The organism is Martelella mediterranea, from assembly GCF_021021415.1.
Classification (GTDB): Bacteria; Pseudomonadota; Alphaproteobacteria; order Rhizobiales; family Rhizobiaceae; genus Martelella; species Martelella mediterranea_C.
Genome location: NZ_JAINWJ010000001.1, coordinates 1 through 25,480, shown reverse-complemented (window position 1 = coordinate 25,480; position 25,480 = coordinate 1). Strand labels below are relative to the sequence as shown.

Here is a 25,480-nt window from a genome sequence, read left to right as displayed (position 1 = left end):
GATGAGTAATATCTGCGTTTAGCAAGTTTTACGGGGTTTAGAAAAGGAAAATTTTGCTTCTGCCGCCAGCGCTTGCATTGCAATCGATTAGCATTGGCCACAACATGTAAAAGTTGTAGGGCGGCGATTGCGGATGACTGGGAGCGGGGCAGGCACAAGCGAGATAGACAAGGCGGCGGGCCTGCGCGCCGGAGCCGACCGGCTTCGCGCGCCCTTCAGAAGGCGCCAACCGCAAGGCGAGCGCGAGGCCGGTTTTGACGGGCGCGACGCGGGCCGGGCAGGGCGGTTCGATATTGCCGCCTTGTGGCGGGAGGAGCAGGCTTTCGGCCGGCCGTTTCTCATGGTGCCGGTGGCGCTGGCAGCAGGAATAGGCTGGTGGTTTTCGCTCGACGAGAGCCCGTCTGCGCTGGGCCTTGGCATCTATTGCGGCATGGCGGTGCTTGCTGCTGTGGTGCTGCGAAACCGCAGAGGCTTGCTGCCCGTTGCCAGCGCCTGCATCGCGCTGTTCCTGTGCGGCGCGCTGCTTGCGGCGCTGGAGACGGCGCGGCGGGCCACGGTTATGCTCGATTCGCCCGTGACCACCCATATCACCGGCGTGGTCGAAAGCCGCGAGCCGACGGAAACCGGCTGGCGCTATGTTGTGCGGGTGACGGCGACGGACGACCCCGTGATCCATCGTCCGCCCGAACGCGTCACGCTTGTCGCCCGCGGCAATTTGCCGCCTGTCGGTATCGGCCATGCTATCCAGGGGCTTGGGCGACTGCTGCCGCCTTCCGCGCCCGTCATGCCCGGCCTGGTTGATTTCGGGTTCCTCTCCTATTTCGACGGCATCGGCGCGGTGGGCTTTTTCTACGGGCCGCCGAGTGATGCCGGCCTTGCGGCCGCGTCGGGCGTCAGCGCGCGGGCGGGTTTTGCGATCGAGCGGATACGCGATGGCATTGCCGGGCACATCCGGGGCGTGCTTGAGGGTGACACCGCTGCTTTTGCCAATGCGATCATCACTGGCGAGCGCCGGGCGCTGAGCGACGACATGCTCGATGCGCTGCGCAACGCCGGCCTTGCCCATATCATTGCCATTTCCGGCCTGCACATGGCGCTGGCCGCCGGCATCTTCTTCTCCAGCCTCAGGCTGTTGCTGGCGCTGTCGCCGCGCGCCGCCGAGGCGGTTTCGACGAAGAAGATCGCAGCGGCGGCGGCGATCGCGGCGGCGCTGTTCTATCTGCTAATCTCGGGCATGCAGGTCTCCGCCGAACGGGCCTTCATCATGCTGGCGGTGATGCTGGCGGCGGCGATTTTCGACCGGCCGGCGATCAGCCTGCGCAATGTGGCGCTGGCCGCGCTCGTGATCCTGATCGTGACGCCGGCCGAAGTGGTGGGGCCGGGCATGCAGATGTCCTTTGCCGCCACGCTGGCGCTGATCGCGGGCTATGGCGCATGGCAGCGCCGGCCCGCAGAGGGGTTTCGCGAAAGCCGGGGACCGCTCCGCTGGCTCTGGATCGCAGCCTCCGGCATCGTGCTCACCGCGCTGATCGGCGGATTGTCGACGACGCCGTTCGCCATCCATCATTTCTCGCGCATCGCGGGCTATGGATTGCTGGGAAATCTCTTGGCCATGCCGGTGGTCACCTTCGTCGTCATGCCGGCGGGGTTGCTTTCGCTCATTGCGATGCCGCTTAATCTTCATGCGCCGTTTCTGATCGTCATGGGCTGGGGGCTCGACTGGGTGATGCAGGCGGCGACATGGGTCAATGGCCTCGGCGGCGCGTTCACCACAGGTCGCGCGCCGGAGGGGTTTCTGCTGCTGTTTCTCGCCGGCTTCCTGCCGCTCGTGTTGTTGCGCACGCGTCTGCGTTTCTTCGGTGTGATCCCGATAGCGCTTTCCTTCGCGCTGATCTCATGGCCGCGCGAGCCTCCGCCGCCGCAAATCCTGGTGGCTGGCGACGGCGATCTCGTGGGGATCGTCACCGGCGATGTCGCGGCGCTCACCACCAAGCGGCCGCCATCCTTCGTGTTCGAGCAATGGGAAACGGCGCTCACGCTCGCGGAGACGCTGCCGCCTGTTGAGGAAGGCGCACTGGTGCTCGATGAGGAAGATCGTTTCGCGCGGCTGGAAGCAACGGATATGGCGAGCGCCGCGCGGGCGCTCAGTGAAACGATCACCGAAGCCGGCCGGATGCCCGGCATCTTCCGCTGCAAGAAGGATGCATGGTGCTATGCGACCTCGATGGGCCTCAGGATCATGACGGTCGACCGGCCGGCTTTTGCCGGCCTTGCCTGCGACAATGCCGATATCGTCGTCAGCCGTTACCGTCCCGGTTTCCAGACCTGCCGTTCCGGCGCATACCTCGTCACGCCGAAGATGCGCCGCCAGCACGGCGCCTTTCAATTCACGCTGCCGACGGCGGACGGTCGAAATATGAACGACGGCGACATACGGCGCTCGGTCGCGAAGCCGGGCAGAAGCGGGGAAACCGCTCAGCATGCAGGCAACGCCAATCCGTTGTCGGGAGGCATCGCGGATGCGAAGGTGCAACTGTCCCCGCCAGCCAGACCGCCCTGCGGCCCGATGACGATCTCAGTCAGCACATCGGTCAGAGCACTGACCCGCCCATGGAACAGGCACCGGCTCTATGACTGGCGTTCCGGCGAATACATGCCGGTCATCTCGGTTCCGCAGACGCTCACCTTCAGTGGTAACGGCGAATCAGGCCGACCAGTTTGCCCTGAACCTTGACCTGGTTCGCCGAAAAGATTCGGGTCTCGTAAGCGGGGTTGGCCGCTTCCAGCGCGATCGAGGCGCCCTTGCGGCGAAACCGCTTCAGCGTCGCTTCCTCGTCATTGACGAGCGCCACGACGATATCGCCGGGCGAGGCGGTGGAGATGTTGCGGATGATCACGGTATCGCCGTCGAAAATCCCGGCCTCGATCATCGAATCGCCCTGCACCTCGAGCGCGTAATGTTCGCCCGCGCCCAGCATTTCCGCCGGCACGGTGATCTGATGGGTGTTTTCCTGGATCGCGGAGATCGGCACGCCGGCGGCGATCCGGCCCATGACCGGAATGCCCGCCGAGCCGCTGTCATTGGCGCTGGCAGGCGCCTTCGGCTCTTCCTGTTTCTTGCCGAGAGAACCCTCGATCACGCTTGGCGAAAAGCCGCGCCGTGGCTGCTGGCCGATCGCGCTGTCCGGCATGCGCAGGATTTCGAGCGCGCGGGCGCGGTTGGGGAGCCGGCGGATGAAGCCGCGTTCCTCCAGCGCGGTGATCAGCCGGTGAATGCCGGATTTCGACGCGAGGTCCAGCGCCTCCTTCATTTCGTCGAAGGATGGCGGAATACCGGTCTCTTTCATCCGTTCATGAATGAAATACAGCAATTCCTGTTGTTTGCGTGTCAGCATTTCCTGCCCCTGGCCCTTCGAAACAAATCCAGAACGAATATACATGTTCTCAATGTGTTCCGCAAGTCCGGCCGAGCCCCGGCAATCAAGGGGTTTCGCGCCGCCGATGCGGGTCGGGAGACGAATCGACGCACCGGCGGGTCAGGCTCACTTTTCCCAGCGTTTCTTCCTGCGCGGCGCCAGCGGCTTCAGCGGGTGGAGCGCATAGGAGGTCGGTTTTCCCAGCGCGGTGGCGACCACGCGATAGGCGCGCCGGTAGTTGAACAGTCCGCCGATGAAGAACAGGACGCTGCCGACCAGATATTGCCAGGCCAGAAATCCGTCGAGCAGGGTTTCGTCGCGCTCGCTGGCAAGCGTCCAGAGATAGGGGATGGAGGCGACGGCAAAGAGCGTGGAGCCGACCACGAAGGTCAGGGCCGTCAGGTTCATCATCTGCAGGGTGACGAGATCGTCGGCCTGGACAATCTGGATGACGTTGATCACCGCGCCGGCCACGAACAAGACGCTGCCGACGATGAAGCACCAAGCGCCAGCCTTGGGGAGATCGACGGACGACAGGAAGAAAATGCTGCCGACGACGAACAGCACAGTTCCAAAGACATAGGTCCACGCCGCCCAGGCTTCCAGCCTGTCCCACACCGTTTCCGGGTCCTTGCGCTGCCTGGCATAGACGAAAACCTCGATCAGGTCGTGCCCGGTCACGAGCAGATAGATCAGCGAGCCGAAAAAGAAGATCCAGGCGCCAAGGTCGGCATAGGCCGAAAGCGCGGGGAAGAAGCAGATGCTGCCGAGGATGAAGATCAGCCCGCCGGCCTGATAGGCGATCGCATTGATCGTCTCCCACCGGAAATTCTTTCGCTCCGCCGGCGTATCGGCAATCACATCGTGAAGACGCGGTCGATTGACGAACATATGCGGCATGCGGTCCCCCGAGATTGATACGCTTGGCGCTCGGCCGCGTTTTAAAGAAGCGGGGAAGGAAAATCAAAACCGGTTGAAAAACGAATGTGGTGAGAGCGCAGGGGTTCGAACCCTGGACCTACTGATTAAAAGTCAGTTGCTCTACCGGCTGAGCTACGCTCTCCCAAGCCGGATGCCCGGCTGAAAGTGGGCGGAACATAGAAAGGGTCTTATCCAAGGTCAACCCGGAATCTCGCCGCGAAAGCGATAATACGGCGGTTTTCGGCGCGCGGAAAGGTGATTGGATTTGACCGGCCATCTGGTTTAAGACCCGCGGACGCGTTCCGCGGGCATTTGCGCGGTCGCGAGCATGGGTTTCGGGCGTTGCCCGCGCCCGTTTTGTAAGGTGTTGGAGCAGGTTTCTTGTCGATCGGCGATATTTCCCTTCTGAGCGCGCTTCTGGCCGGCGCGCTGTCCTTTCTCTCGCCCTGCGTGCTGCCGCTGGTGCCGCCCTATCTCTGTTACATGGCGGGGATTTCGGTCGACCAGTTGAAGGGCGGCGGCGAAGCGAAACCGGCGAGCCAGTGGGCGGTGCTGCTGCCGGCCTTCTTCTTCACGCTCGGCTTCGCGACGATCTTTGTGGCGCTTGGCGCTGGCGCGTCCACCATCGGGCAGTTGCTGCGCCAATATATGGACATTCTGAGCAAGGTCGGGGGCGTCATCATCATTCTGATGGGGCTGCATTTCCTGGGCGTGCTTCGGATACCGATTCTTGCGCGCGAGGCGCGGTTTCACGGCGGCGGCAAGCCGGCAAGCGTCACGGGCGCCTATATCATGGGGCTCGCCTTCGCCTTCGGCTGGACGCCCTGCATCGGGCCGGTGCTGGGCGCGATCCTCGCCGTGGCCGCCACCAAGGCGACGGTTTCGAACGGCGCGGTGCTGCTGGCGGTCTATTCGCTGGGCCTTGCCGTTCCGTTCTGGATCGCGGCCTATTTCTCCGGCGCCTTCATGCGGTTTCTGACGCGGTTTCGCAAACATCTGGGCGCTGTCGAGAAAATCATGGGCGTGCTGCTGATTCTCACCGGCGTCGCCTTTCTTTTCGGCTTTATTGCCGATATGGCGATCTGGTTTCAGCAGACCTTTCCGGTGCTCTCGCGTATCGGATAGTGCCGAGACGGAGCGACCGGAGCCATGGCCGATATTCTTGCGCTGCTTTTCCCGTTTTTCGGGCTGATCGTCATCGGCTTCGGCGCGGCGAAGATCTTTCGCCATCCGGAGGAAGGCACCGCCTGGCTCAATATCTTCATCATCTATGCAGCACTTCCGGCGCTGTTCTTCAAGCTGGTGTCACGCACGCCGTTCGAGCAACTGACGCGGCTCGATTTCGTGTCGATCGATCTTGCCGCGACCTACAGCGTCTTTCTGTTGCTGTTCGCCATCGGCTATCTGTGGAAGAAGAACGGGGTGCGGGAAACCACGATCCAGGCCTTTGCCGGCAGCTATGGCAATATCGGCTATATGGGGCCGGGGCTTGCGCTGCTGGCGCTGGGGGAGGAGGCCGCCGTTCCGGTGGCGCTGATCATCTGTTTCGAAAACGCGCTGCATTTCATTGTCGCGCCGACGGTGATGGCGACGGCCGGCGGCGGAGGAGGACGTTCGCTGGCCCGCCTTATTCTGTTGCGGGCCTTGCTTCATCCGTTTCTGGTGGCGACGGCGCTGGGCTTTGCTGTCTCTGCGTCGGGGTTTGCCGTGCCGCAGGCCTTCAACCGGCTGGTGGACTACCTTGCCCAGGCGGCAGCGCCCTGCGCCCTGTTTGCCATGGGCGTCACGCTGGCGCTGAGGCCGGTCAGGCGGGTGCCGGCGGAAATCAACTATATTGTGCCGGCAAAGCTCATCCTCCACCCGCTCATGGTCTATCTGTTCATGATGGTCCATGGCGGGTTCGACCCGCTCTGGGTCAAGGCGGCGGTGCTGCTGGCCGCGCTTCCGACGGCGACCAACGTCTTCGTTATCGCCCGCCAGTACGGCATCTGGTATGAGCGCGCCTCGGCGACAATCCTGATCTCGACGGTCGCCTCGGTGGCGACGCTTGGCGTGTTGCTGGCGTTGATCGGCGCCAATGCGATTCCGTTTTAGATTCGGCGTCTAAACGCATCTATAACAATATCTTACGCCGGTTTTCTGACGTTATCCCGCAAACAGCGCCTTGATGCCGCGCATCGGCTGTACGCCCTCACGCATGGCAAACTGGCGCAGCGGCGGCACGGCAGAGAGCACGTAGAGCCCGGCCGAGCGCGCAAGCTGAGCCGGCAGGAAATCGGCCAGCAGCGAGCGGTTCAGAAGGTCCACGCTCGCCGTCCGGCTCCAGACATCGGACTTGCGCAGAAAATCGTAACGCTCGCCGGTGCGTGACGAGATGGTTGAGCCGTCAATGCCGTCGAGCATCCGGGAAAGCCGCATAATATCGCGCAGGCTGAGGTTCAGCCCTTGGGCGCCGATCGGCGGAAAGGCGTGCGCGGCCTCGCCGACAAGCGCCATTCGGCCCTTGCCGAAACGATTTGCAACCAATGAGGAGAGCGGCCATTTCTGCACCGGGCCATCGATTTTCACCGCGCCCAGCAGGAACTGCATGCGCTCCTCGATCGCCGCGGCAATCTCCTCCGGCGGGCGGTCAACCATGGCCTCCGCATCGGCCGTCGCCATGACCCAGACGAGACTGGAACGGTTGGCTTCCGGCAGCGGAACCTGGGTGAAGGGGCCGCTGCGGGTGTGGAATTCGGTCGAGATATCGCCGTGCGGCAGGGCGTGTTCGAAATTCAGGACGACGGCGGATTGTTTGTAGGTCCATTGGCGGGTGCCGATATCGGCGCTCTCGCGTACCTTGGACCTGCGGCCGTCGGCGCCGACGACCAGCTCGGAACTGAGGCTTTGGCCTGAGGAAAGCGTGATCGCGACCGCCTCCTTGCCGATTTCAATATCGCTTGCGGCCTCGCGGAACTGGGTGATGTTAGCCTCGTTCTCGACGGCTTGCGAAAGCTTTTCGACCAGCACCGTGTTCGGAATATTGTAGCCGAAGGCCTCCAGATCGATCTCGGCGGAGCGGAAGCTGACGGTGGGCGCGCGCAACAGGCGGCCGGTGCCATCGATAATCCGCATGGTCTTGAGCGGGGCCGCCCCGGGCTTGATATCCTTCCACAGGCCCAGCCGGTTGATGAAGGCGATGGAGTGGTCCATGAGCGCGGTGGTGCGGTGGTCGCCGCCGCTTTGGGCGGGCGCCACCAGGGCGACATTGCGTCCCGCACGCGCCAGCGACAGGGCCGTAATCATACCGGCGGGTCCACCGCCGATCACTGCAATTTCATGCTCCGACATAATCGAGCCTCGTCATTTGTTGTGATACCGATATAATGCGGCAAGGCTGTTTCTGCTGCGAAAAATTCTGGAAAGCCAAGATTTTTTTCGCAGGACGCATCGATCTGGTGCATTCTGGACTGAAATTCGGTAGGCATGCCGGATCGTCCGGCGGAACAGGCCGGCAACGCACGACGCAGCAAACGGATATCGAATGGGATTGTTCAGTCAGCGAAAAGTGCCATATGCGGAAATCCGGGCGTTTTCCGTCCATATCCTGACGGCCTCGGGCTCGTTCCTGGCCTTTCTCGGGGTCGTTGCCGCCGCCGAGGGGCGATTCGTGTCGATGTTCTGGTGGCTCGGGCTGGCGCTGCTCGTCGATGGCATTGACGGGCCGATCGCGCGTCGCCTGAGGGTTTCCGAAGTGCTGCCGAGCTGGTCCGGCGTCATGCTCGACAACATCATCGACTATGTCACCTATGTCCTGCTTCCGGCCTTTGCGCTCTATCAGTCGCACATGATCGGGGAGCCGCTGTCCTTCGTTGCCGCCGCGCTGATCGTGGTTTCCAGCGCGATCTATTATGCCGACAGCGGCATGAAGACCGGCGAGAACTTCTTCTCGGGCTTTCCGGTGGTCTGGAACATGGTGGTGTTCTCGTTTTTCGTCATTCAGCCGTCCTCGCTCGTGGCGATGGCGATCGTGCTTTTGTCGGTGGGGCTCACCTTCGCGCCCGTGCAGTTCCTGCATCCCGTCCGCGTCAAACGCCTGAGGCCGCTCAACCTGACCGTCTTCGGCATCTGGTGCGCGACCGGTTTCTATGCGCTGATTGCGTCCTTCGACGCGCCGAAACTGATCGAGGCGCTGTTCGTCGCCAGCGGCATCTATCTTTATGTCATCGGCGCGGTATTGCAGTTCCTGCCCAAGCTGGGCGCGCGGGCCGCGGAAACGCGCGCCGAATTCTGAACGAAGAATCTGTTTGCGGAGCGGCCAAAACCGTTGCGCATCGACCGGGGTTTGTGCTTCATTTATACGCAGGGCAGGGGAAGTCCTAATTTTTAGTCAATCCATGGCGGGCAGGGCGCGCATGTAGCGTCCGGGTGCAGTGCCGGCGGCCGGAGGGCGGTTTGGACGAAGTAAAGAAACCGGCGTGTCAACCGCTGCTGGCGGTTTCCGGTCTCACGAAGTATTTCGGCACATTCGCCGCTTGCGACGGGATCGACCTCGAAATCGCCAGGGGTGAAATCCACGCCCTGCTTGGGGAAAACGGCGCGGGCAAATCCACTCTGGTGAAAATGCTGTTCGGCGTGCTGGAACCGTCGGCGGGGCAGATCATCTGGCAGGGGGAGCCGGTGCGCATCGAAGCGCCGGCCCATGCGCGCAAGCTCGGCATCGGCATGGTTTTCCAGCATTTCTCGCTGTTCGAGGCGCTGACGGTGGCGGAAAACATCGCGCTCTCGCTCGATCCCGGCATTTCGCTGGCCGAGATTTCCGACGAATCGCGCCGGCTTTCGGTGGAATACGGCCTGCCGCTCGACCCGCGCGCCCATGTGGCCGATCTGTCGGTCGGCGAGCGCCAGCGCATCGAGATCGTGCGGGCTCTGCTGCAGAACCCCAGCCTCATCATCCTGGACGAGCCGACCTCGGTACTGACGCCGCAGGAGGCCGACCGGCTGTTCGAAACACTGAACAAGCTCAGAGCCGAGGGCCGCTCGGTGCTCTATATCTCCCACCGGCTGGAGGAGGTGCAGCGGATCTGCGACAAGGCCACGGTGCTGCGCCACGGCAAGGTGACCGGCGCCTGCACGCCACGCGAGGAAACGGCGGCGTCTCTGGCGCGGATGATGGTGGGCGGCGAGGTCTCCGAGATCAAGCGGCCCGAGGCCATGACGACGGGCCGGGTGCTGCTTGAGGCCAAGGGCCTGAATGCGCCATCGCGTACCCCGTTCGCAACCGCGCTGAAGGATATCTATCTCGAGGTCAAGGCCGGCGAGGTGCTGGCGATCGCGGGCGTTGCCGGCAACGGCCAGTCGGAACTGTTCGACGCGCTCTCGGGCGAATACCCGGTGGCCGACGGGCAAAGCGTTCTGATCGATGGCAAGCCTGTCGGCTCGAAGGGCATCAATTTCCGCCGGGCGCTCGGCGCAGCCTTCGTGCCGGAGGAGCGCCACGGCCACGCCGCCGTCACCAGCCTGCCGCTTTCTGAAAATCTCGTGCTCGCCCGCAACGAGGCGGAGGCCGGCACGTTTCTGGCGGGCGGTCCGCTGAAGATGATCCGCCGCGCGGTGGCGCGGGCGCGCACCGGCGATATTTCCAAATTCATGGATGTGCGCAAGAGTGGCGAGGATCCGACAGCCGGCTCGCTTTCCGGCGGTAATCTGCAGAAGTTCATCGTCGGCCGCGAGCTCGATCGCAAGCCCAAGGTCATCATCGTCAATCAGCCGACGTGGGGCGTGGATGCGGGCGCTGCCGCCCATATCCGCCAGTCGCTGGTCGATCTCGCCCGCGCCGGTTCGGCCGTGCTGGTGATCTCGCAGGATCTCGACGAGATTTTCGAGATCGCCACCCGCATCGCCGTGATTTCCGAGGGCCGGCTGTCCGACAGCTATCCGTCGGAGACGATGACGCTGGAGAAGATCGGCCTGCTGATGGGCGGCGTCCATGGCGAGGAGGCGGCCGATGCGCATTGAACTTGAAAAACGCCCTGGCGCCTCGCGGCTGTTTTCGTTGCTGTCGCCGATCATCGCGTTTGCGCTGACCGTGGTGTTCGGGGCGATCATGTTTCTGGCGCTCGGCAAGGATCCGCTGGAGGCGCTCTACCAGTTCTTCATCTGGCCGCTGTTCGATGTCTGGTCGCTGCATGAGCTGATGATCAAGGCCGCCCCCCTGATCATGATCGCGGTCGGCCTGTCGGTCTGCTACCGCTCGAATATCTGGAATATCGGCGCCGAGGGTCAGTTCACGGTCGGCGCGATCGTCGGTTCGATCGTGCCGGTCTATTTCTACCAGTGGTCGTCGCCGCTGCTGTTGCCGATCATGCTGTTGATGGGCATTGCCGGCGGCGCGCTCTATGCCGGTATCCCCGCGCTTTTGAAGAACTATTTCAACACCAATGAAATCCTGACCTCGCTGATGCTGGTCTATGTCGCCCAGCTTTTCCTCGACTGGCTGGTGCGCGGGGCGTGGCGCAATCCCGAGGGCTATAATTTCCCGCAGACGCGCGACTTCGTCGACGCGGCGATGCTGCCGGAAATGATGGCTTCCGGCCGCGCACATTACGGCTTTGCGCTGGCCATTCTGGCAGCGCTTGCAGTGTGGTTCATGATGCGGTTCACGCTGAAGGGTTTCGAGGTCAACGTCATCGGCCAGTCGCAGCGCGCGGGCCGGTTCGCGGGCTTTTCCTCGCGGCGCATGGTGTGGTTCTGTTTCCTTTTGTCCGGCGGTCTGGCAGGGCTTGCCGGCATCAGCGAGATTTCCGGCGCGCTCGGCTATCTCCAGCCGCAGATCTCGCCGGGCTATGGCTTCACCGCGATCATCGTCGCTTTTCTCGGCCGTCTCAATCCGCTCGGCGCGATCGTCGCGGGTCTGGTTCTGGCGCTGACCTATATCGGCGGCGAAGGGGTGCAGTTCACCATGGGCGTCTCCGATAAGGTCACGCGCGTGTTCCAGGGCATGCTGCTGTTCTTCGTGCTCTCCTGCGACACGCTGATCCTTTACAAGGTGCGCGTGATTTTCGCAGGCAAATCGTCCGAAGCGCCGCCCGGCCGGCCTGTTGAGGAGAAAGCGTCATGATTGTCGAAGCCATTCTGCTCACGATCATCACGGCCTCGACGCCGCTGGTTCTGGCGGCAATCGGCGAACTGGTGTGCGAGCGCGCCGGCGTGCTTAATCTCGGCGTCGAAGGCATGATGGTGATGGGCGCGGTCGGCGCGTTCACCGCGGCGCATGCCACCGGCTCGCCCTGGATCGGCATGATGGCCGGGATGATCACGGGCGCGGTGTTCTCGCTGCTGTTCGGCTTCCTGACGCTGACGCTGGTGGCCAACCAGGTGGCGACGGGCCTCGCGCTGACGATCCTGGGGCAGGGGCTTTCGGCGATGATCGGCGAGGGCCTCGTCGGCAAACCGGGCGTCAAAATGCCGTCGCTCGATATACCGGTCCTGTCCGACATTCCCGTCATCGGGCCGCTGCTGTTCGACCAGGATATCTTCTTTTATCTCTCGATCGCGATCGTGGCCGGCGTTTCCTGGTTCCTGTTCAAGACCCGGCGCGGACTGGTGCTGCGCTCGGTCGGCGACAATCACGGTTCCGCCCACGCACTCGGCATCAATGTCATCGGCATCCGCTATCTCGCGGTGATGTTCGGCGGCGCCTGCGCCGGCCTTGCCGGCGCGCAGCTTTCGCTGGTCTATACCCCGCAATGGTCGGAGAACATGGCGGCCGGGCGCGGCTGGATCGCGCTTGCGCTGGTGGTCTTCGCCTCGTGGCGTCCCTGGGGCGTGCTGGTTGGCGGCTACCTGTTCGGCGCGGTCACGATCGGCCAGCTTCACGCCCAGGCCTTCGGCATCGCCGTTCCGTCGCAATTCCTCTCGGCGCTGCCCTATGTGGTCACCGTCGTCGTGCTCGTCATCATCTCCCAGAACCGGAGGATGACGCTCATCAATACGCCCGCTTCGCTCGGGAAATCCTTTGTCCCGGATCGCTAGGCGAATTAGACTGAACCCTTCAAACCAAATGAGGTGAACGATGAAAACGCTGAACTTCGCACTGGCCGCCTCGGCGGCGATTATCGCCGGGCTTTATGCAACCGGCGCCAGCGCCCAGGAAGACGTCAAGGCCTGCTTCGTCTATGTCGGCTCGGCAACCGATGGCGGCTGGACCCAGGCCCATGACATCGCGCGGCAGGAGCTCGAGGATACGCTCGACATCGAAACCGCCTATATCGAAAACGTGCCGGAAGGCCCGGATGCCGAGCGCGCGATCGAGCGCATGGCGCGCTCCGGCTGCACCATCGTCTTCACCACCTCCTTCGGCTTCATGGAGCCGACGCTGAAGGTCGCCGCCAAATATCCGGATGTGAAGTTCGAGCACGCCACCGGCTACAAGACCGCCGACAACGTCGCGACCTACAACTCGCGCTTCTATGAAGGCCGCTATATCTCGGGCGTGATCGCCGGCTCGATCTCCGAATCCGGCATCGGCGGCTATATCGGCTCGTTCCCGATCCCGGAAGTGGTCATGGGCATCGATGCCTTCCAGCTCGGCGCGCAGTCGGTCAATCCTGATTTCAAGACCAAGGTGGTCTGGGCCAATACCTGGTTCGATCCCGGCCGCGAGGCCGATGCCGCCAAGGCGCTGATCGACCAGGGCGTCGACGTTCTCGCCCAGCATACCGATACCACCGCGCCGATGCAGATCGCCGCCGAACGCGGCATCAAGGCGTTCGGTCAGGCCTCCGACATGATCGAGGCCGGCCCGGAAACCCAGCTTACCTCTATCCTGGACACCTGGGCGCCTTACTACATCAAGCGCGTTGAAGCCGTTCAGAACGGAACCTGGGAATCCGAGCAGAGCTGGGATGGTCTGAAGGACGGCATCCTGACGATGGCGCCCTACACCAACATGCCGGACGACGTGAAAAAACTCGCCGAAGAGACTGAAGCGAAAATCATTTCCGGCGAACTCAAGCCCTTCACCGGCCCGGTTACCCTGCAGGATGGCACGCCGTTCCTCGCCGAGGGCGAAGTCGCCGACGACGGCACGCTGCTCGGCCTCAATGTTCTGGTCGAAGGCGTGGAAGGCTCGCTGCCGAAGTCGGAATAAGGACCCGTTGCTGTCCCCACACTCCGCGTCATCCTCGGGCTTGACCCGAGGATCCAGGGCCCCATGACGTGGGCTTTTAAGCAGTCTTTCTGTTCAAAGGCTCAAGCAGAATGGATGCTCGGATCAAGTCCGAGCATGACCCCTGTGGGGAGGCACCTGTGGGGAGGCAGATGAAGGCAACAGCCCGCGCGTCTGCTGGTTTATCAGCAGTCTGGGCCCGGCGTTTTTCGACGCTGGGCTTTTTCTTGTTAAGCCTCGGGCGCGTCCAGCCCGCGTACCGCATCTTGATGCAAAATAGCGCGATACACGCTTCCCAATCCCGCCTTTGCCCCTTAGCCTGCCCGTCTGAATGACACTGATTTGCGCGGCTATTCAGCCCGCACGTCGGCATAATGCTCTGGAGACCAATGCAGACTTTCAACTCCCTGATCCCCGACAACTGGCCGGTCGAGGGCCGCGCCTTTCCGGTGCGCTCGATCGATATCCGGGTGGAGGCGGACGATCCAGCCGGCATTTCCCGTTTCGACAGTCAGGTGCAGGAAAACTGGGAGCGCGAGGTTGCGGCCAATCCGCATCTGTTCAATGGCCGGCTGATTACCCTGAACGAGGTGCGCCTTGAAGATGGCGGGGTGACGGCCACCGGCCAGATCGTTCCCTACGCCTATCATCTCTGGTGGCGGCGGCAGGAGCCGCCCCCGCCGACCTTCCATTCCTTCGCCATGCCGGTGATCATCTCGGCCGATGGCGCGATCATCGCGATCCGCATGAGCCCCACCACCGCCAATGCCGGCAAGGTCTATTGCGCGTCCGGTTCGCTCGAACCCGCCGACATCGTTAACGGCCGCATCGATATCGATGCCAACATGGCGCGCGAGGCGGCGGAGGAAACCGGTATCCGGCTTGATGGCCTTGAAGCCCGGCCGGGCTACTACTGTGCGCATTTCCGCCAGGCTGTCATGTTCTACCGGTTTTTCCATGCGACGCTTGACGCCGATGATCTTATGGCCAATGTGCGAGAGCATATGCGCCACGACGACGAGCAGGAGATCGACGCGGTTCTGGCGATCACGCGTGAAAACCGCGACGCGTTCGACTACGCCTATTCGATGTTGCCAGTGCTTGAACTGTTTTTCGACGGCGGACTGAGGAGGTGACGACACCATGCTGGATTATGTGATCTATGATGTGTTCACGGCGGAGCGCTACAAGGGCAATCCGCTTGCCGTGGTGTTCGGCGCCGACGCGCTGAGCGACGACGAGATGCAGACGATCGCCATCGAGTTCAACCTGTCGGAGACGATCTTCCTCAGCGCGCCGGAGCATGTTTCGCACTCGGCCGCGGCCCGCATTTTCACGCCCGGCGGGGAACTGCCTTTTGCCGGCCACCCGACTGTGGGCGCGTCGATCGCGCTTGCCGAGCGCCAGCATGGCGAGGATGCGGATGTCGATATGGTCACGGTTCTGGCTGAAAAGATCGGCCCGGTGCGTTGCGCCGTGAAGCTCAAGCCGGGGGCCGCGAGCTTCGCCGAGTTCGACCTGCCGAAACACTCGCGCCGGTCTGACGAGGTCATCGCGCGCGAGAAGCTTGCCGATGCGCTCGGTATTTCGCCGTCCGAAATCGGCTTCGAGAATCACGTGCCGACGATCTGGTCGGCCGGCGTTCCCTTCGCCATGATCCCGCTGCGCAATCTTTCTGTGGCGGAAAAGATCGAATTCGATCAGCGCCAGTGGCTGTCCTTCGCGCCGCTCGTCGATGGCCTGCCGGTGTGGGCCTACCCCTATACCAGGGGCGGGGTGCGCCATGACGCGCAGTTCCATGTGCGCATGTTCGCCGCCGAAACGATCGAGGAGGACCCGGCGACCGGCTCCGCGGCCGCGGCCTTTTCGGGCGCGATCCAGCATTTCGATGCGCCGGGCGAGGGGTCTCACACCTTCGTCATCGAGCAGGGCGTGGAAATGGGCCGTCCGTCCTATATCCGACTCAATCTGGAGACCGGAGCGGCCGGTGAAATCACCGCCGCGCGTATCGGCGGGCAGGCGGTCCGTGTCGCGCGCGGCACGCTGCTGTAGGGCCGCCCTGACAGCCTCGAGCGACCATTTCCCACCGATAAGTCCTTGGCCGCTCACGAAAAGCCGAAAATTTCACTTGCAGTGCTGGACAAGCCCCCGAATCCCCGTTATATGCGCCTCCAACGACGTAAACGCGCCGTTCTCGTGGGTGATTAGCTCAGTTGGTAGAGCAGCTGACTCTTAATCAGCGGGTCGTAGGTTCGAGACCTACATCACCCACCATTTCGTTCTCCGACATGGATATTTTTCGGTTCTCGAGAACGGTTTTTCCTCGTGAATCGCAGAAACGCTTTCCAGCTTACCTGCTGCGGATACCCGGGCAGCGTGGCGGTGACCTATCGTTTTGGCACGAGTAGTTTTCGTCTGCAAAGAGGCGCGACATGTTAGGTCACGCCAATGCGCCGCCGTTTCATCAAACTTATCTTGGATGAGAAACCGAGCGCAGACACGAAGCAAATAGCCCCGGACTTGCGAAAGCCCTGAGGCTGCAGATCAACTTTGGAAGAAGTGGCTCCCCGGGTCGGATTCGAACCGACGACCTATCGATTAACAGTCGAGTGCTCTACCGCTGAGCTACCAGGGAACATTAGCGCCGTATGAGGCGCTGCGGTGTGAGCGGGTTAATACAAATGGTGAGGCGATTTGCCAAGCCCTTTTCGACAAAAAAAGCAAAGAAGTTTATGACCCTCGCGCGTTCCGTTTCGCTCGGTCGGGATGCGGACCCGATCGGACCGCCGAGAGAGGTCAGGACTGCGCCTCGACGCCGCTTGTTTTGTTGCGACCATCGCCACGCTCGGATTGGTGCAGGTCGCGCATCAGTCTTTCGATCCGGCGGCGCTGGCGCTGGCTGCGCAACTGCGATGCGGCATAGCGGCGCGGGGACACGACAAGCTCGTCGCGTTCGCCGACAATATCGAAAACCCGTTCGGCTGCTACCGGTCGGTCCTCCGAGGTATAGGTCGCCACGATGGTGATATTGATGTTTTCAATGGTCTCGAAGCGGTCGAAATCCGGCGGCGACATTTTTTCGATCAATGCGCGGAATGTGCCAAGGTCGAGATGCTCGGACGCGGCCAGCGGGCCCTGGAACAGTTTGGCGCGCGGATCGGATGCATTGTTCTCGTCGAAGGTGAGGTTGCTGAGCGAATAGCTGAAATGCTCGCGGCCTGTCTCGGTCTTCACGGCGAAATCGAGCAGGACGGCGTCGATGAAGACGGCCTTCGCGCTCATATTGGCAACAAGGCAATGGCCGTCGAGCGTCGGGCTGCCGCCGCGATTGATCAGGATCTTGGCGCGCCGGCCTTCGCGGAATCCGCTGAAAATCAACTGTAGATAGATCGCCCAGATAAAAAGCGTGGCGACGCTCGCGACCGCGCTGATCGCGCCTGCGTTTTCGTTGACCCAGCCCCACATTTCAACCTCCGCGGCTATCGGGGCCCATTCGCTTTTCTAAAGCTAGGTCCCGTCGTCGTCCTTCGGCGCCTCGCCGGCGTTCTCTTTTGTCGCAACGTCTGCGATTGGCTTGGGTTCCTTGTAATCGCCCTGTGCAAGATAGACGGTGGAGGTGGGATAGGCGAAACCCGAACCGTGGCGTTCGACGATGTCGCGAATCGAAAGCAGCAATTGCTCCTGCACCTCCAGGAAGACGTTGATGTCGGAAGCCGAAATATTGGCGTAGATATCGATCAGCACGGCCGAATCGCCATATTCCACGAGCCGGACCCGCCTGGGTGATTCGAGCACGCTTTCATGGGATGCGAGCAGCGTCCGGATATCCTCCATGATCTTGTGCAGCGTGTCGGCGCCGGTTTCGTATCTGAGGCCGATCTTGTGGCGGAACAGGAAGACGTCGCGTCGGCTGTAATTGGTGATCTTGCGCTTCACCAGATCGGCATTGGCGACGATGATGAGGGTGCGGTCGAGCGCGCGGATGCGGGTCGAACGGATGCCGATTTCCTCCACCGTGCCGGCGGTATCGTCGAACTGGAAAAAGTCGCCGACCCGCACGATCCGGTCGGCGTAAAGCAGCACGCCGCTGATGAAGTTTTCAAGCGTCGGCTGGGCCGCGAGCGCGATCGCCAGACCGCCGACGCCGAGACCGGCGACGACGCCGTAGATCGGAATGCCGATCTGGGTCGCGCCATAGCCGAGCACGATGATCGCCACGATGAACGACATAACCTGGAAGCCGGTGCGCAGCAGGCTGGCATCAAGCGAGGCATTGCTGACGGCGGGATTGCGGATGGTCCACATATAGAGCGTCTGCAGAAGCTGATAGGTGAACCAGGCCGTGGCCGTCCATATCAGGGCGCTCAGGGCGGTGGTGGTGACATAGAGCAGGTCGCCGGTGATGTTGATCTGCTCCTCGATCAGGAAGCGGATGAGGTTTGCCGCCGCGATGATCAGCAAGGGCGTGACGACGCGACGCAGCTGCCGCCTGGCGGGATCCAGCGGCACGGCGCGTCGCGCATTCCAGCGGCTGAACCAGACCAGCGCGACCACCGAAACGACGGCGATGAGCGCCAACCCGATCCATTGCCAGTAGGCCTGGTTGCCGAATTCATAGCGCAGCCAGTAGGGTCCATCGAGAATGAGCTCATACCAGCGCGGCGCAACCAGACTGCCCGGCGTATAGATGTAATACTGGTAGAGGTCTTCGCCGAGGTCGGCGATCATCGGCAGGGCCTTGACCTCGTCGTAGTCGTCGTCGATCTGGTTGATCGTGCTCTGGGTGAAAAGGTATTCGCCCTCCCGTGGGCCTTCCCGTTGTCGTTCGATGGTCAGGCTGGTGCCGGGAATGATCCATTTTGCCGGCAGCGCTTCTGCGTCCGAATCCGACAACGCGAACGCGCCGGCGGCAAGGCCCGGTATTTCTTCCACCGGCGGCAGATAGATCCGGTCGAATATCTCCTGAAGCTGCAGCACCGTCTCTATGCTTGCGCGCTGTCGCGAAGCGGCCGGTATCGCGGAGAGATCGAATGTCCGCGCCGCCTTCTCCAGAAGCGACTGCACCAGAACGAGCTGATCGCGCTGGGCTTTGGTCATGAAGAAGGTGTCGCCGTCAAAATAGCTGTCGCGCACCTCAAGCCAGAGTTCGCTGGCCGTCTGCATGATCACAAGGAAACTTTCGAGTGTCGCCCGAGGGCTGCGGGTGTCGGGCGGCGATATCGGGTTGGTTACCAGTCGCTCGTAACGCGCCTTCAGGCCGGCATTTCCCTGGGCATCCTGGAAAATTTCCTGCACCAGCTCGGTGGAGGTTTTTTCGTCGTCGGGCACTTGGGCGGCGGCGGGCGGGAGCTGAAGACATGCAGCCGTCAAAAGGGCGAAAACGCACCACGCCGCAAAAAATCTGACGGAATTCAAGATGGTCGGCATTGGTCCCCTCCATTGCGACGACGCGGCAAGTCGATCACGACGCCGGACTTCGTGACACTAACCGATTCGCGCAGCCTTTTAAGCCTGCGGAACCGCTTTTTGCCGGCATTGGCGTCGACAGGGCGCCCGTCGGGGCCGGCGATAATCTGTCCCGATGCGCCAGCGTGCGGCCGGTGCCTCTTCGTGAAATAAAATGAGGTCGCACCGGGCAGCGCTATTGCAAATCAAAATAAATCATTCTAAATCCGCGCCAACCCTTCGATCGACAATGTTTGGCCTCGTGGCGGAGTGGTTACGCAGAGGACTGCAAATCCTTGCACGCCGGTTCGATTCCGGCCGAGGCCTCCACTCTCCCTTTTCTGTAAAATTTCAACGCCGTGGTGGCAGCCTCGCCAGAGCCTGCGCGGTCATGTTCATGATCTTCATGACGATGCGCGTTGGCGGTCGCATGGTATCGCTACCATGCTTTTGTTTGAATGACTTGCCTGCGGCATGTCTACGCGTTTTTATGTCCCGAATAACTTCTTTTTCTTCAAAGTATGGGGTGCGGATATTCTGTTATTTTCGATCGAAAACTAAATATCCTGACCCGTTCGCCGAGGAGATTCTTCACGGAAGAGGAACCTTTTTGATCAAGGTCCCGTTTAAAAGTTACGCGGATCGAACAGACGAGCCGCAAACATAAGGTTGTTTGAACAGGGGGAGTCCTTCCACAGAGAGGGCTCCAGAAGGAGGACGACATGTTTGCCTGTCGCAGTAAATCTACACTTCTGGCGAGCGCTTTTTGCGCAGGGTCGCTCGCCGTTACATTGTATGGTGCCAGCCCTGCCAATGCGCAGTCTCTGAATATCGGCGGCGAGAACGGGATAAGTGTCGGCATCAATACCGACACCGATCCCTCCGGCGGCATCGGCGCGGGCGTTGACGCAAGCGTCGGCGGCTCGGACGGCGTGAATGCCGGTGCGTCTGCCGGTGTTGGCGGTGGTCAGGCCGCAAGCGCAGATGCGGGCGCGAGCGTCGGCGGTTCCGGCGGCGTTGATGCCGGAGCGTCGGCCGATGTTGGCGGTGGTCAGGCCGCAAGCGTAGATGCGGGCGCAAGCGTCGGCGGCTCCAGCGGCGTGAATGCCGACGCATCCGCCGATGTTGGCGGCAGCAGCGGAATAGGGGCCTCGGCTTCCGCCACGATCGGCGGCGACAGTGGCGCGAATGCTGATGTCGATGTCGGCATTGGCGGTGATGATGGCACCGGCGCGGACGTGGATATCGGCCTCGGCGGAGGAAGCGGCAACAATGGCGGTGGCAATAATGGCGGCGGAAACGGCGGCGGCAATGGCGGCGGCGGCGGCACGGCCGGCGGTGATGGATCGGGCGGCGGATCGATGCCCGACAATCGCAACGACCAGCGCCTCGTCATCGCCTTCGACGATCTGAGCAGCGGCGAGCAGCAGACCGTGCGTAAACAGTGCCAGGCCGTGATGCGCACGCCGGACAATTATGAAGCCGGCCTGCAGCGGCTCTGCATTCTGGTCAACCGTTATCGCTGATCTTGAAATGCCATCGGGGCCGGCGTTCGCGCCGGCCCCTTCGTCATGTCCCGGGTGAGCAGGCGCAGCCTCGCGCGCCTTCTTTTTTGCGGCAATTTCGCGCGAACGGCTCTACCATCTTGCATGGAGGCGGCAGCGCATCTATGAAAACAACTCGTGCGTCGGGACGGCGCTGAACGCTGATTGTTTGCGAGGTTGTTGGCCATGATGAATTTCGAGACGGCGCGCCGGAAGATGGTGGAAAACCAGATCCGGCCGACCGATGTGACAGCCTATCCCGTGCTCGAGGCCTTTCTTGCCGTTCCGCGGGAAGCTTTTCTGCCGCCGCAATCCAGGTCGCTCGCCTATATCGACGAGGACATTCAGGTAAAGCCCGCCAATGAAGCCGGCCCCGCCCGCTACATGATGGAGCCGTCGCCGCTTGCGAAGCTCGTCCAGCTTCTCGAACTCTCCAAGAAGGATGTTGTGCTGGTGGTCGGCGCGGGCGATGGCTATGCCGCGGCCATTCTTTCGCTGCTCGCCCAGTCGGTCGTCGGCATCGACAGCGATGAGGAACTGGTTGAGAGCGCGAGCGCGAAATTCCTCGAACTCGGCTATGACAACGCGGTCGTGGTCAGCGGCGTCCTGCCGGAAGGGTATCCTTCCGAGGCGCCCTATGACGCGATCTTCCTCAATGGCGCCGTCGAGGTCGTTCCGGAGGCGCTGCTGAACCAGTTGCGCGATGGCGGCCGGCTCGTCTGCGTCGAGGGCACGGGCTATGCCGCCCGGGCAACCATCTATCATCGCGACGGCGATGTGTTTTCGTCGCTCTCCTCCTTCAATGCCGCCGTCAAGCCGCTTCCTGGCTTCGCGCGGGCGAAGGCCTTCGAATTCTAGAGATTTGTAAGTTCTATCGGACGTGTCCCGAAAATTCTGTGTATAGCACTGAAAATATGACGGTTTCGGTCTTCATGCGGCCGGAGCTGGCGTATCGTTGTCGATGATTCGACGCTTGGGACGTTAACGCGCGGGAAGGTTTGTAATGGCGCAGCCGAAATTGCAGCAAGAGCCCTCGATGGAAGAAATTCTCGCTTCGATTCGCCGTATCATCGACAGCGGCGACGATGTCGGGCGTTCTCCGCGCGCTGCGCGTGACAACGCTGCCGCGCCGAGGGAGGAGCGCTACCGCGCGCCCGAGGCCTATCGCCAGCGCGATCATGATGCCGGCGACGCGTCTCCTGTCGAACAGGATCCCGAGCCCTTTGGCGACAATTCCTTCGTCTCCCGCCGTCCCGCCTTCACCTTTGATGATGATTCCCAGCCGTCGAACGAGGCGGAAGCCGCGCCTGGCGAGGAAGTCGAACAGCCATTCGAGGCAAAACAGGAGCCGGTGACGCAGCAGGCGCATGAAGCGCAGCAACCTGCGGCGGCCCGGCCGCACCCGCTGGAGCGCGATGCGGTTTATCCCGGCACGATCGGCGAGGTTGCGCGCCAGGTGCGGGAGGCGACCGGCGGGGCTCATGAGCCCGCAAGCGCTCCGCGCGCAGACGATGCCGACCGTTCGCCACGCATGGAGGAGGGCCAGGATCACCTGCTCTCATCCGGCTCCGAACAGCGGATCGGCAATGCGCTGCATGCGCTTTCCGACGCCCTTGATCGCGAGGGCGCGCGCAAGATCGAGGAAATCGTGATTTCGGAACTGCGTCCGCTGCTCCGCGACTGGATCGAGGAGCACATGCCGTCGATCGTCGAGGAGATGGTCGGCAAGGAAATCGAGCGGATGCGCAACGCAAAGCGCTGAGAATACGCAGGTTCGACCTATCCAAGCCGTCCCCTCCGGGGCGGCTTTGTTGTTGACAGGCCTGAAGTCAAGCGCATAACAACGACAGGCCGCGAAGGGCCGCCGCGAAAGCCGCGGCAACCCGCCGCCGTTTAATCCGGACGCAGGCGCGCTATATGTGTTTCGCCCGGTTTTGGTATCAGCAGGAATTGGCGAAGACATGCTTGAGAAGACGTATGACGCGAAAAGCGTCGAACCCAGGATTGCCACCCGGTGGGAACAGGCCGATGCCTTCCGCGCCGGAGCCAACGCAAAGCCGGGCAGGGAGAGCTTCTCGATCGTGATCCCGCCGCCGAACGTGACCGGCTCGCTCCATATGGGCCACGCGCTCAACAACACGCTGCAGGACATCATGATCCGCTTCGAGCGGATGCGCGGCAAGGACACGCTCTGGCAGCCCGGCATGGACCATGCCGGTATCGCCACCCAGATGGTGGTCGAACGGCAGCTCATGGAACGTCAGCTTCCCGGTCGCCGCGAGATGGGCCGCGACGCCTTCATCGGCAAGGTCTGGGAATGGAAGGAAGAGTCCGGCGGCCAGATCATCAATCAGCTCAAGCGCCTCGGCGCCTCCTGTGACTGGTCGCGCGAGCGCTTCACCATGGATGAGGGGCTTTCCGAGGCCGTTCGCGAGGTCTTTGTTTCGCTCTACAAGCACGGCCTGATCTATCGCGGCAAGCGGCTGGTCAACTGGGATCCGGAATTCGAAACCGCGATTTCCGACCTCGAGGTCGAGAACCGCGAAGTCGATGGCCATATGTGGCATTTCAAATACCCGCTTGCCGGCGGCGAGACCTATACCTATGTCGAGAAGGACGCGGACGGCAATGTCATCCTCGAGGAGGAGCGCGATTACATCTCGATCGCGACCACCCGTCCGGAAACCATGCTCGGCGATGGCGCCGTCGCCGTTCATCCAACAGATGAGCGCTATGCGCCAATTATCGGTAAATTCTGCGAAATTCCGGTTGGGCCGAAAGAACATCGACGTCTGATCCCGATCATCACCGACGAATATCCGGACAAGGATTTCGGCTCCGGCGCGGTCAAGATCACCGGTGCGCACGATTTCAACGACTATCAGGTCGCCCGCCGAAACCACATTCCGCTCTACCGGCTGATGGACACAAAAGCCGCGCTGCGCGATGACGGCGAGCCCTATGCCGTCTGCGCCGAGCAGGCGATGAAGATCGCGAAATCCGGCGAGTTGCCGGGTGAAAACGAGGTCGACGACATCAACCTCGTGCCCGACGAATATCGCGGCCTTGACCGCTATGCCGCCCGCAAGCGCATCGTTGACGCGATCAATGCCGAGGGGCTTGCGGTGACCGTGAAGGACGAGGAGGGCAATGATATCCCCTTCGTCGAGAACAAGAAGATCATGCAGCCCTTTGGCGACCGTTCGGGCGTCGTCATCGAGCCGATGTTGACCGATCAGTGGTTTGCCGACGCCAAGGAACTTGCAAAGCCGGCGATTGAATCAGTGCGCGAGGGCCGCACCAATTTCGTGCCGAAGAACTGGGAAAAGACCTATTTCGACTGGATGGAGAACATCGAGCCGTGGTGCATTTCGCGCCAGCTCTGGTGGGGCCACCAGATCCCGGCCTGGTACGGCCCAGATGGGCAGGTCTTCGTCGAAAAGACCGAGGAAGAGGCGCTCGACGCCGCGATCCAGCACTACATCGCCCATGAGGGGCCGTGGAAGGCCTGGGTCGAGGAGCAGCTCGAAAACTACGAGCCCGGCAATATCCTGACCCGCGACGAGGACGTGCTCGACACCTGGTTCTCCTCCGCGCTGTGGCCGTTCTCGACGCTCGGCTGGCCGGAAGAGACGGACGAACTCGCCCGCTATTACCCTACCAGCGTGCTCGTTACCGGCTTCGATATCATCTTCTTCTGGGTCGCCCGCATGATGATGGCCGGGCTGCACTTCATGAAGGATGAGGACGGCAATCCGGTCGAGCCATTCCACACCGTCTATGTCCATGCGCTGGTGCGCGACAAGAACGGTCAGAAGATGTCGAAGTCGAAGGGCAACGTCATCGATCCGCTGAACCTGATCGAGGAATATGGCGCCGACGCGTTGCGGTTCACGCTGGCGATCATGGCCGCGCAGGGCAGGGACGTGAAGCTCGACGAGAGCCGCATTGCCGGCTATCGCAATTTCGGCACCAAGCTCTGGAACGCCACGCGCTTTGCCGAGATGAACGGCATGAAGCTCGACGGCTCGTTCCGCCCGTCCGGCGCCACCCAGACCATCAATCGCTGGATCCTGACCGAGCTTTCGAAGACCACCGAGGACGTCACCACGGCGATCGAGAACTACCGTTTCAATGAGGCGGCCGATTCCCTCTACCGCTTCGTCTGGCACGAGCTCTGCGACTGGTATCTGGAACTCCTGAAGCCTGTATTCATGGGCGAGGACGAGGCCGCGAAGGCCGAGGCGCAGCATTGCGTCGCCTTCGTGCTGGCCGAAACCTACAAGCTGATGCACCCGTTCATGCCGTTCATGACCGAGGAGCTGTGGAACCATATCGGCGGTGAGGGCCTGTGCTGCCACGCCGACTGGCACGAGCCGGGCTTCCGCGATGAAGAGGCGGCCGACGAAATCAACTGGCTTGTCGATCTGATCTCCGGCATCCGCTCGGCGCGCGCGGAAGTGAACGTGCCGCCTTCGGCCAAGGCGCCGCTGATCCTCGTCGGCGCCAACGCCACGACCCGCGAGCGCACCGCCCGCCATTATCCGGCGCTGGAGCGGCTCGCCCGCATCGACTCGCTCGATTTCGAGAAGGACGCGCCGAAGGGCTCGGCCCAGGTCATCATCGGCGAGGCCACCGCCTGCATTCCGCTCGGCAGCCTTATCGATGTGGCGGCCGAAACCGCGCGGCTGACCAAGGCGATCGGCAAGGTCGACGCCGATATCGAGCGCAGCCAGAAGAAGCTCGGCAACGAGAAATTCGTCGCCAATGCCGATCCGGAAGTGGTGGCCACAGAGCGCGAACGCTTCGAGGAACTGAAGCAGCAGCGTGAGCAGCTTTCCGTGGCGCTCTCGCGGGTGGCGGAAGCCGGATAAATCAAGGCGCGGTCGACGCTGGTTCGGAAACTCGAAGGCGGCTGTTGTCAGACGCCGCCCCGGTTTGTTGACAAACGTGTCCTCAAACTCGGTGTCATCAACTCTGTTTGATGGTTTGGTCTCTGATCCTTG

19 protein-coding genes and 4 tRNA genes are annotated in these 25,480 nt (G+C 62.2%); 16 read left to right on the top strand and 7 right to left on the bottom strand.

Features of this window, described 5'->3' with window-relative positions; translation table 11 throughout:
• Positions 1–133: 133 nt before the first annotated feature.
• Positions 134–2,734, top strand: a complete 2,601-nt coding sequence (locus tag K7H91_RS00115) for a ComEC/Rec2 family competence protein (protein WP_230718034.1) — start codon at positions 134–136, stop codon at positions 2,732–2,734.
• Here K7H91_RS00115 and lexA read toward each other — a convergent pair.
• The 3 genes from lexA to K7H91_RS00100 form a co-directional block, all read right to left on the bottom strand.
• Positions 2,688–3,395 (bottom strand): transcriptional repressor LexA, encoded by a 708-nt coding sequence (gene lexA, locus K7H91_RS00110; RefSeq protein ID WP_230718032.1) that lies wholly within the window; start codon positions 3,393–3,395, stop codon positions 2,688–2,690. The two genes, K7H91_RS00115 and lexA, sit on opposite strands and share 47 nt — an antisense overlap.
• 147 nt (positions 3,396–3,542) lie before the next feature.
• Positions 3,543–4,316: a YrhK family protein gene (locus tag K7H91_RS00105; protein ID WP_230718029.1), complete on the bottom strand. Its 774-nt coding sequence runs from the start codon at positions 4,314–4,316 to the stop codon at positions 3,543–3,545.
• An 87-nt stretch (positions 4,317–4,403) separates the two neighbouring features.
• A tRNA-Lys gene (locus tag K7H91_RS00100) sits at positions 4,404–4,479 on the bottom strand.
• 239 nt (positions 4,480–4,718) lie between these two features.
• Here K7H91_RS00100 and K7H91_RS00095 point away from each other — a divergent pair.
• Together K7H91_RS00095 and K7H91_RS00090 are read left to right on the top strand one after the other, a co-directional pair.
• Positions 4,719–5,462 carry a cytochrome c biogenesis CcdA family protein gene (locus K7H91_RS00095; RefSeq protein ID WP_230718027.1) on the top strand — a complete coding sequence of 248 codons (744 nt, stop codon included), beginning with the start codon at positions 4,719–4,721 and terminating at the stop codon, positions 5,460–5,462.
• Between the two features lie 24 nt (positions 5,463–5,486).
• Positions 5,487–6,431: an AEC family transporter gene (locus tag K7H91_RS00090; protein ID WP_230718026.1), complete on the top strand. Its 945-nt coding sequence runs from the start codon at positions 5,487–5,489 to the stop codon at positions 6,429–6,431.
• 51 nt (positions 6,432–6,482) lie between these two features.
• On the opposite strand, the gene K7H91_RS00085 is transcribed toward K7H91_RS00090, so the two are convergent.
• Positions 6,483–7,667: a UbiH/UbiF family hydroxylase gene (locus K7H91_RS00085; RefSeq protein WP_230718024.1), complete on the bottom strand. Its 1,185-nt coding sequence runs from the start codon at positions 7,665–7,667 to the stop codon at positions 6,483–6,485.
• Between the two features lie 193 nt (positions 7,668–7,860).
• On the opposite strand from K7H91_RS00085, the gene pcsA reads away from it, so the two are divergent.
• From pcsA to K7H91_RS00045, 8 genes are all read left to right on the top strand, one after another.
• Positions 7,861–8,610: a phosphatidylcholine synthase gene (pcsA, locus tag K7H91_RS00080; RefSeq protein ID WP_230718021.1), complete on the top strand. Its 750-nt coding sequence runs from the start codon at positions 7,861–7,863 to the stop codon at positions 8,608–8,610.
• A gap of 161 nt (positions 8,611–8,771) precedes the next feature.
• Positions 8,772–10,334, top strand: a complete 1,563-nt coding sequence (locus K7H91_RS00075; protein ID WP_230718019.1) for an ABC transporter ATP-binding protein — start codon at positions 8,772–8,774, stop codon at positions 10,332–10,334.
• A complete protein-coding gene (locus K7H91_RS00070) occupies positions 10,324–11,436 on the top strand; it encodes an ABC transporter permease (RefSeq protein WP_230718017.1) in 1,113 nt (370 codons plus the stop codon). Before K7H91_RS00075 ends, K7H91_RS00070 begins: the two co-directional genes overlap by 11 nt.
• A complete protein-coding gene (locus K7H91_RS00065) occupies positions 11,433–12,350 on the top strand; it encodes an ABC transporter permease (RefSeq protein ID WP_230718015.1) in 918 nt (305 codons plus the stop codon). The genes K7H91_RS00070 and K7H91_RS00065 overlap by 4 nt, the downstream gene beginning before the upstream one ends.
• Before the next feature lie 40 nt (positions 12,351–12,390).
• Positions 12,391–13,467 (top strand): BMP family ABC transporter substrate-binding protein, encoded by a 1,077-nt coding sequence (locus K7H91_RS00060; RefSeq protein ID WP_230718013.1) that lies wholly within the window; start codon positions 12,391–12,393, stop codon positions 13,465–13,467.
• A gap of 407 nt (positions 13,468–13,874) precedes the next feature.
• Positions 13,875–14,621, top strand: a complete 747-nt coding sequence (locus tag K7H91_RS00055) for an NUDIX hydrolase (RefSeq protein WP_230718011.1) — start codon at positions 13,875–13,877, stop codon at positions 14,619–14,621.
• A 7-nt stretch (positions 14,622–14,628) separates the two neighbouring features.
• Positions 14,629–15,537, top strand: a complete 909-nt coding sequence (locus K7H91_RS00050; protein ID WP_230718009.1) for a PhzF family phenazine biosynthesis protein — start codon at positions 14,629–14,631, stop codon at positions 15,535–15,537.
• Positions 15,538–15,683: 146 nt separating this feature from the next.
• Positions 15,684–15,759: transfer RNA gene (locus K7H91_RS00045), tRNA-Lys, on the top strand.
• Positions 15,760–16,045: 286 nt separating this feature from the next.
• Here the strand turns inward: K7H91_RS00045 and K7H91_RS00040 are convergent.
• The 3 genes from K7H91_RS00040 to K7H91_RS00030 all read right to left on the bottom strand — a co-directional run bounded on the left by K7H91_RS00040 (position 16,046) and on the right by K7H91_RS00030 (position 18,912).
• A tRNA-Asn gene (locus K7H91_RS00040) sits at positions 16,046–16,120 on the bottom strand.
• Positions 16,121–16,281: 161 nt separating this feature from the next.
• Positions 16,282–16,950, bottom strand: coding sequence for a hypothetical protein (locus tag K7H91_RS00035; RefSeq protein WP_230718007.1), 669 nt, complete (start codon positions 16,948–16,950; stop codon positions 16,282–16,284).
• A gap of 42 nt (positions 16,951–16,992) precedes the next feature.
• Complete coding sequence (locus K7H91_RS00030; protein WP_230718005.1) at positions 16,993–18,912, bottom strand: mechanosensitive ion channel family protein; 1,920 nt, start codon at positions 18,910–18,912, stop codon at positions 16,993–16,995.
• A 274-nt stretch (positions 18,913–19,186) separates the two neighbouring features.
• Here K7H91_RS00030 and K7H91_RS00025 point away from each other — a divergent pair.
• From K7H91_RS00025 to K7H91_RS00005, 5 genes are all read left to right on the top strand, one after another.
• Positions 19,187–19,260: transfer RNA gene (locus K7H91_RS00025), tRNA-Cys, on the top strand.
• A 392-nt stretch (positions 19,261–19,652) separates the two neighbouring features.
• Positions 19,653–20,456, top strand: a complete 804-nt coding sequence (locus K7H91_RS00020; RefSeq protein WP_230718004.1) for a hypothetical protein — start codon at positions 19,653–19,655, stop codon at positions 20,454–20,456.
• Between the two features lie 207 nt (positions 20,457–20,663).
• Positions 20,664–21,332 carry a protein-L-isoaspartate O-methyltransferase family protein gene (locus K7H91_RS00015; protein WP_026173686.1) on the top strand — a complete coding sequence of 223 codons (669 nt, stop codon included), beginning with the start codon at positions 20,664–20,666 and terminating at the stop codon, positions 21,330–21,332.
• A 145-nt stretch (positions 21,333–21,477) separates the two neighbouring features.
• Positions 21,478–22,236, top strand: coding sequence for a PopZ family protein (locus tag K7H91_RS00010; protein WP_230718002.1), 759 nt, complete (start codon positions 21,478–21,480; stop codon positions 22,234–22,236).
• 199 nt (positions 22,237–22,435) lie between these two features.
• Positions 22,436–25,348, top strand: a complete 2,913-nt coding sequence (locus tag K7H91_RS00005) for a valine--tRNA ligase (RefSeq protein WP_230718000.1) — start codon at positions 22,436–22,438, stop codon at positions 25,346–25,348.
• Positions 25,349–25,480: the final 132 nt, after the last annotated feature.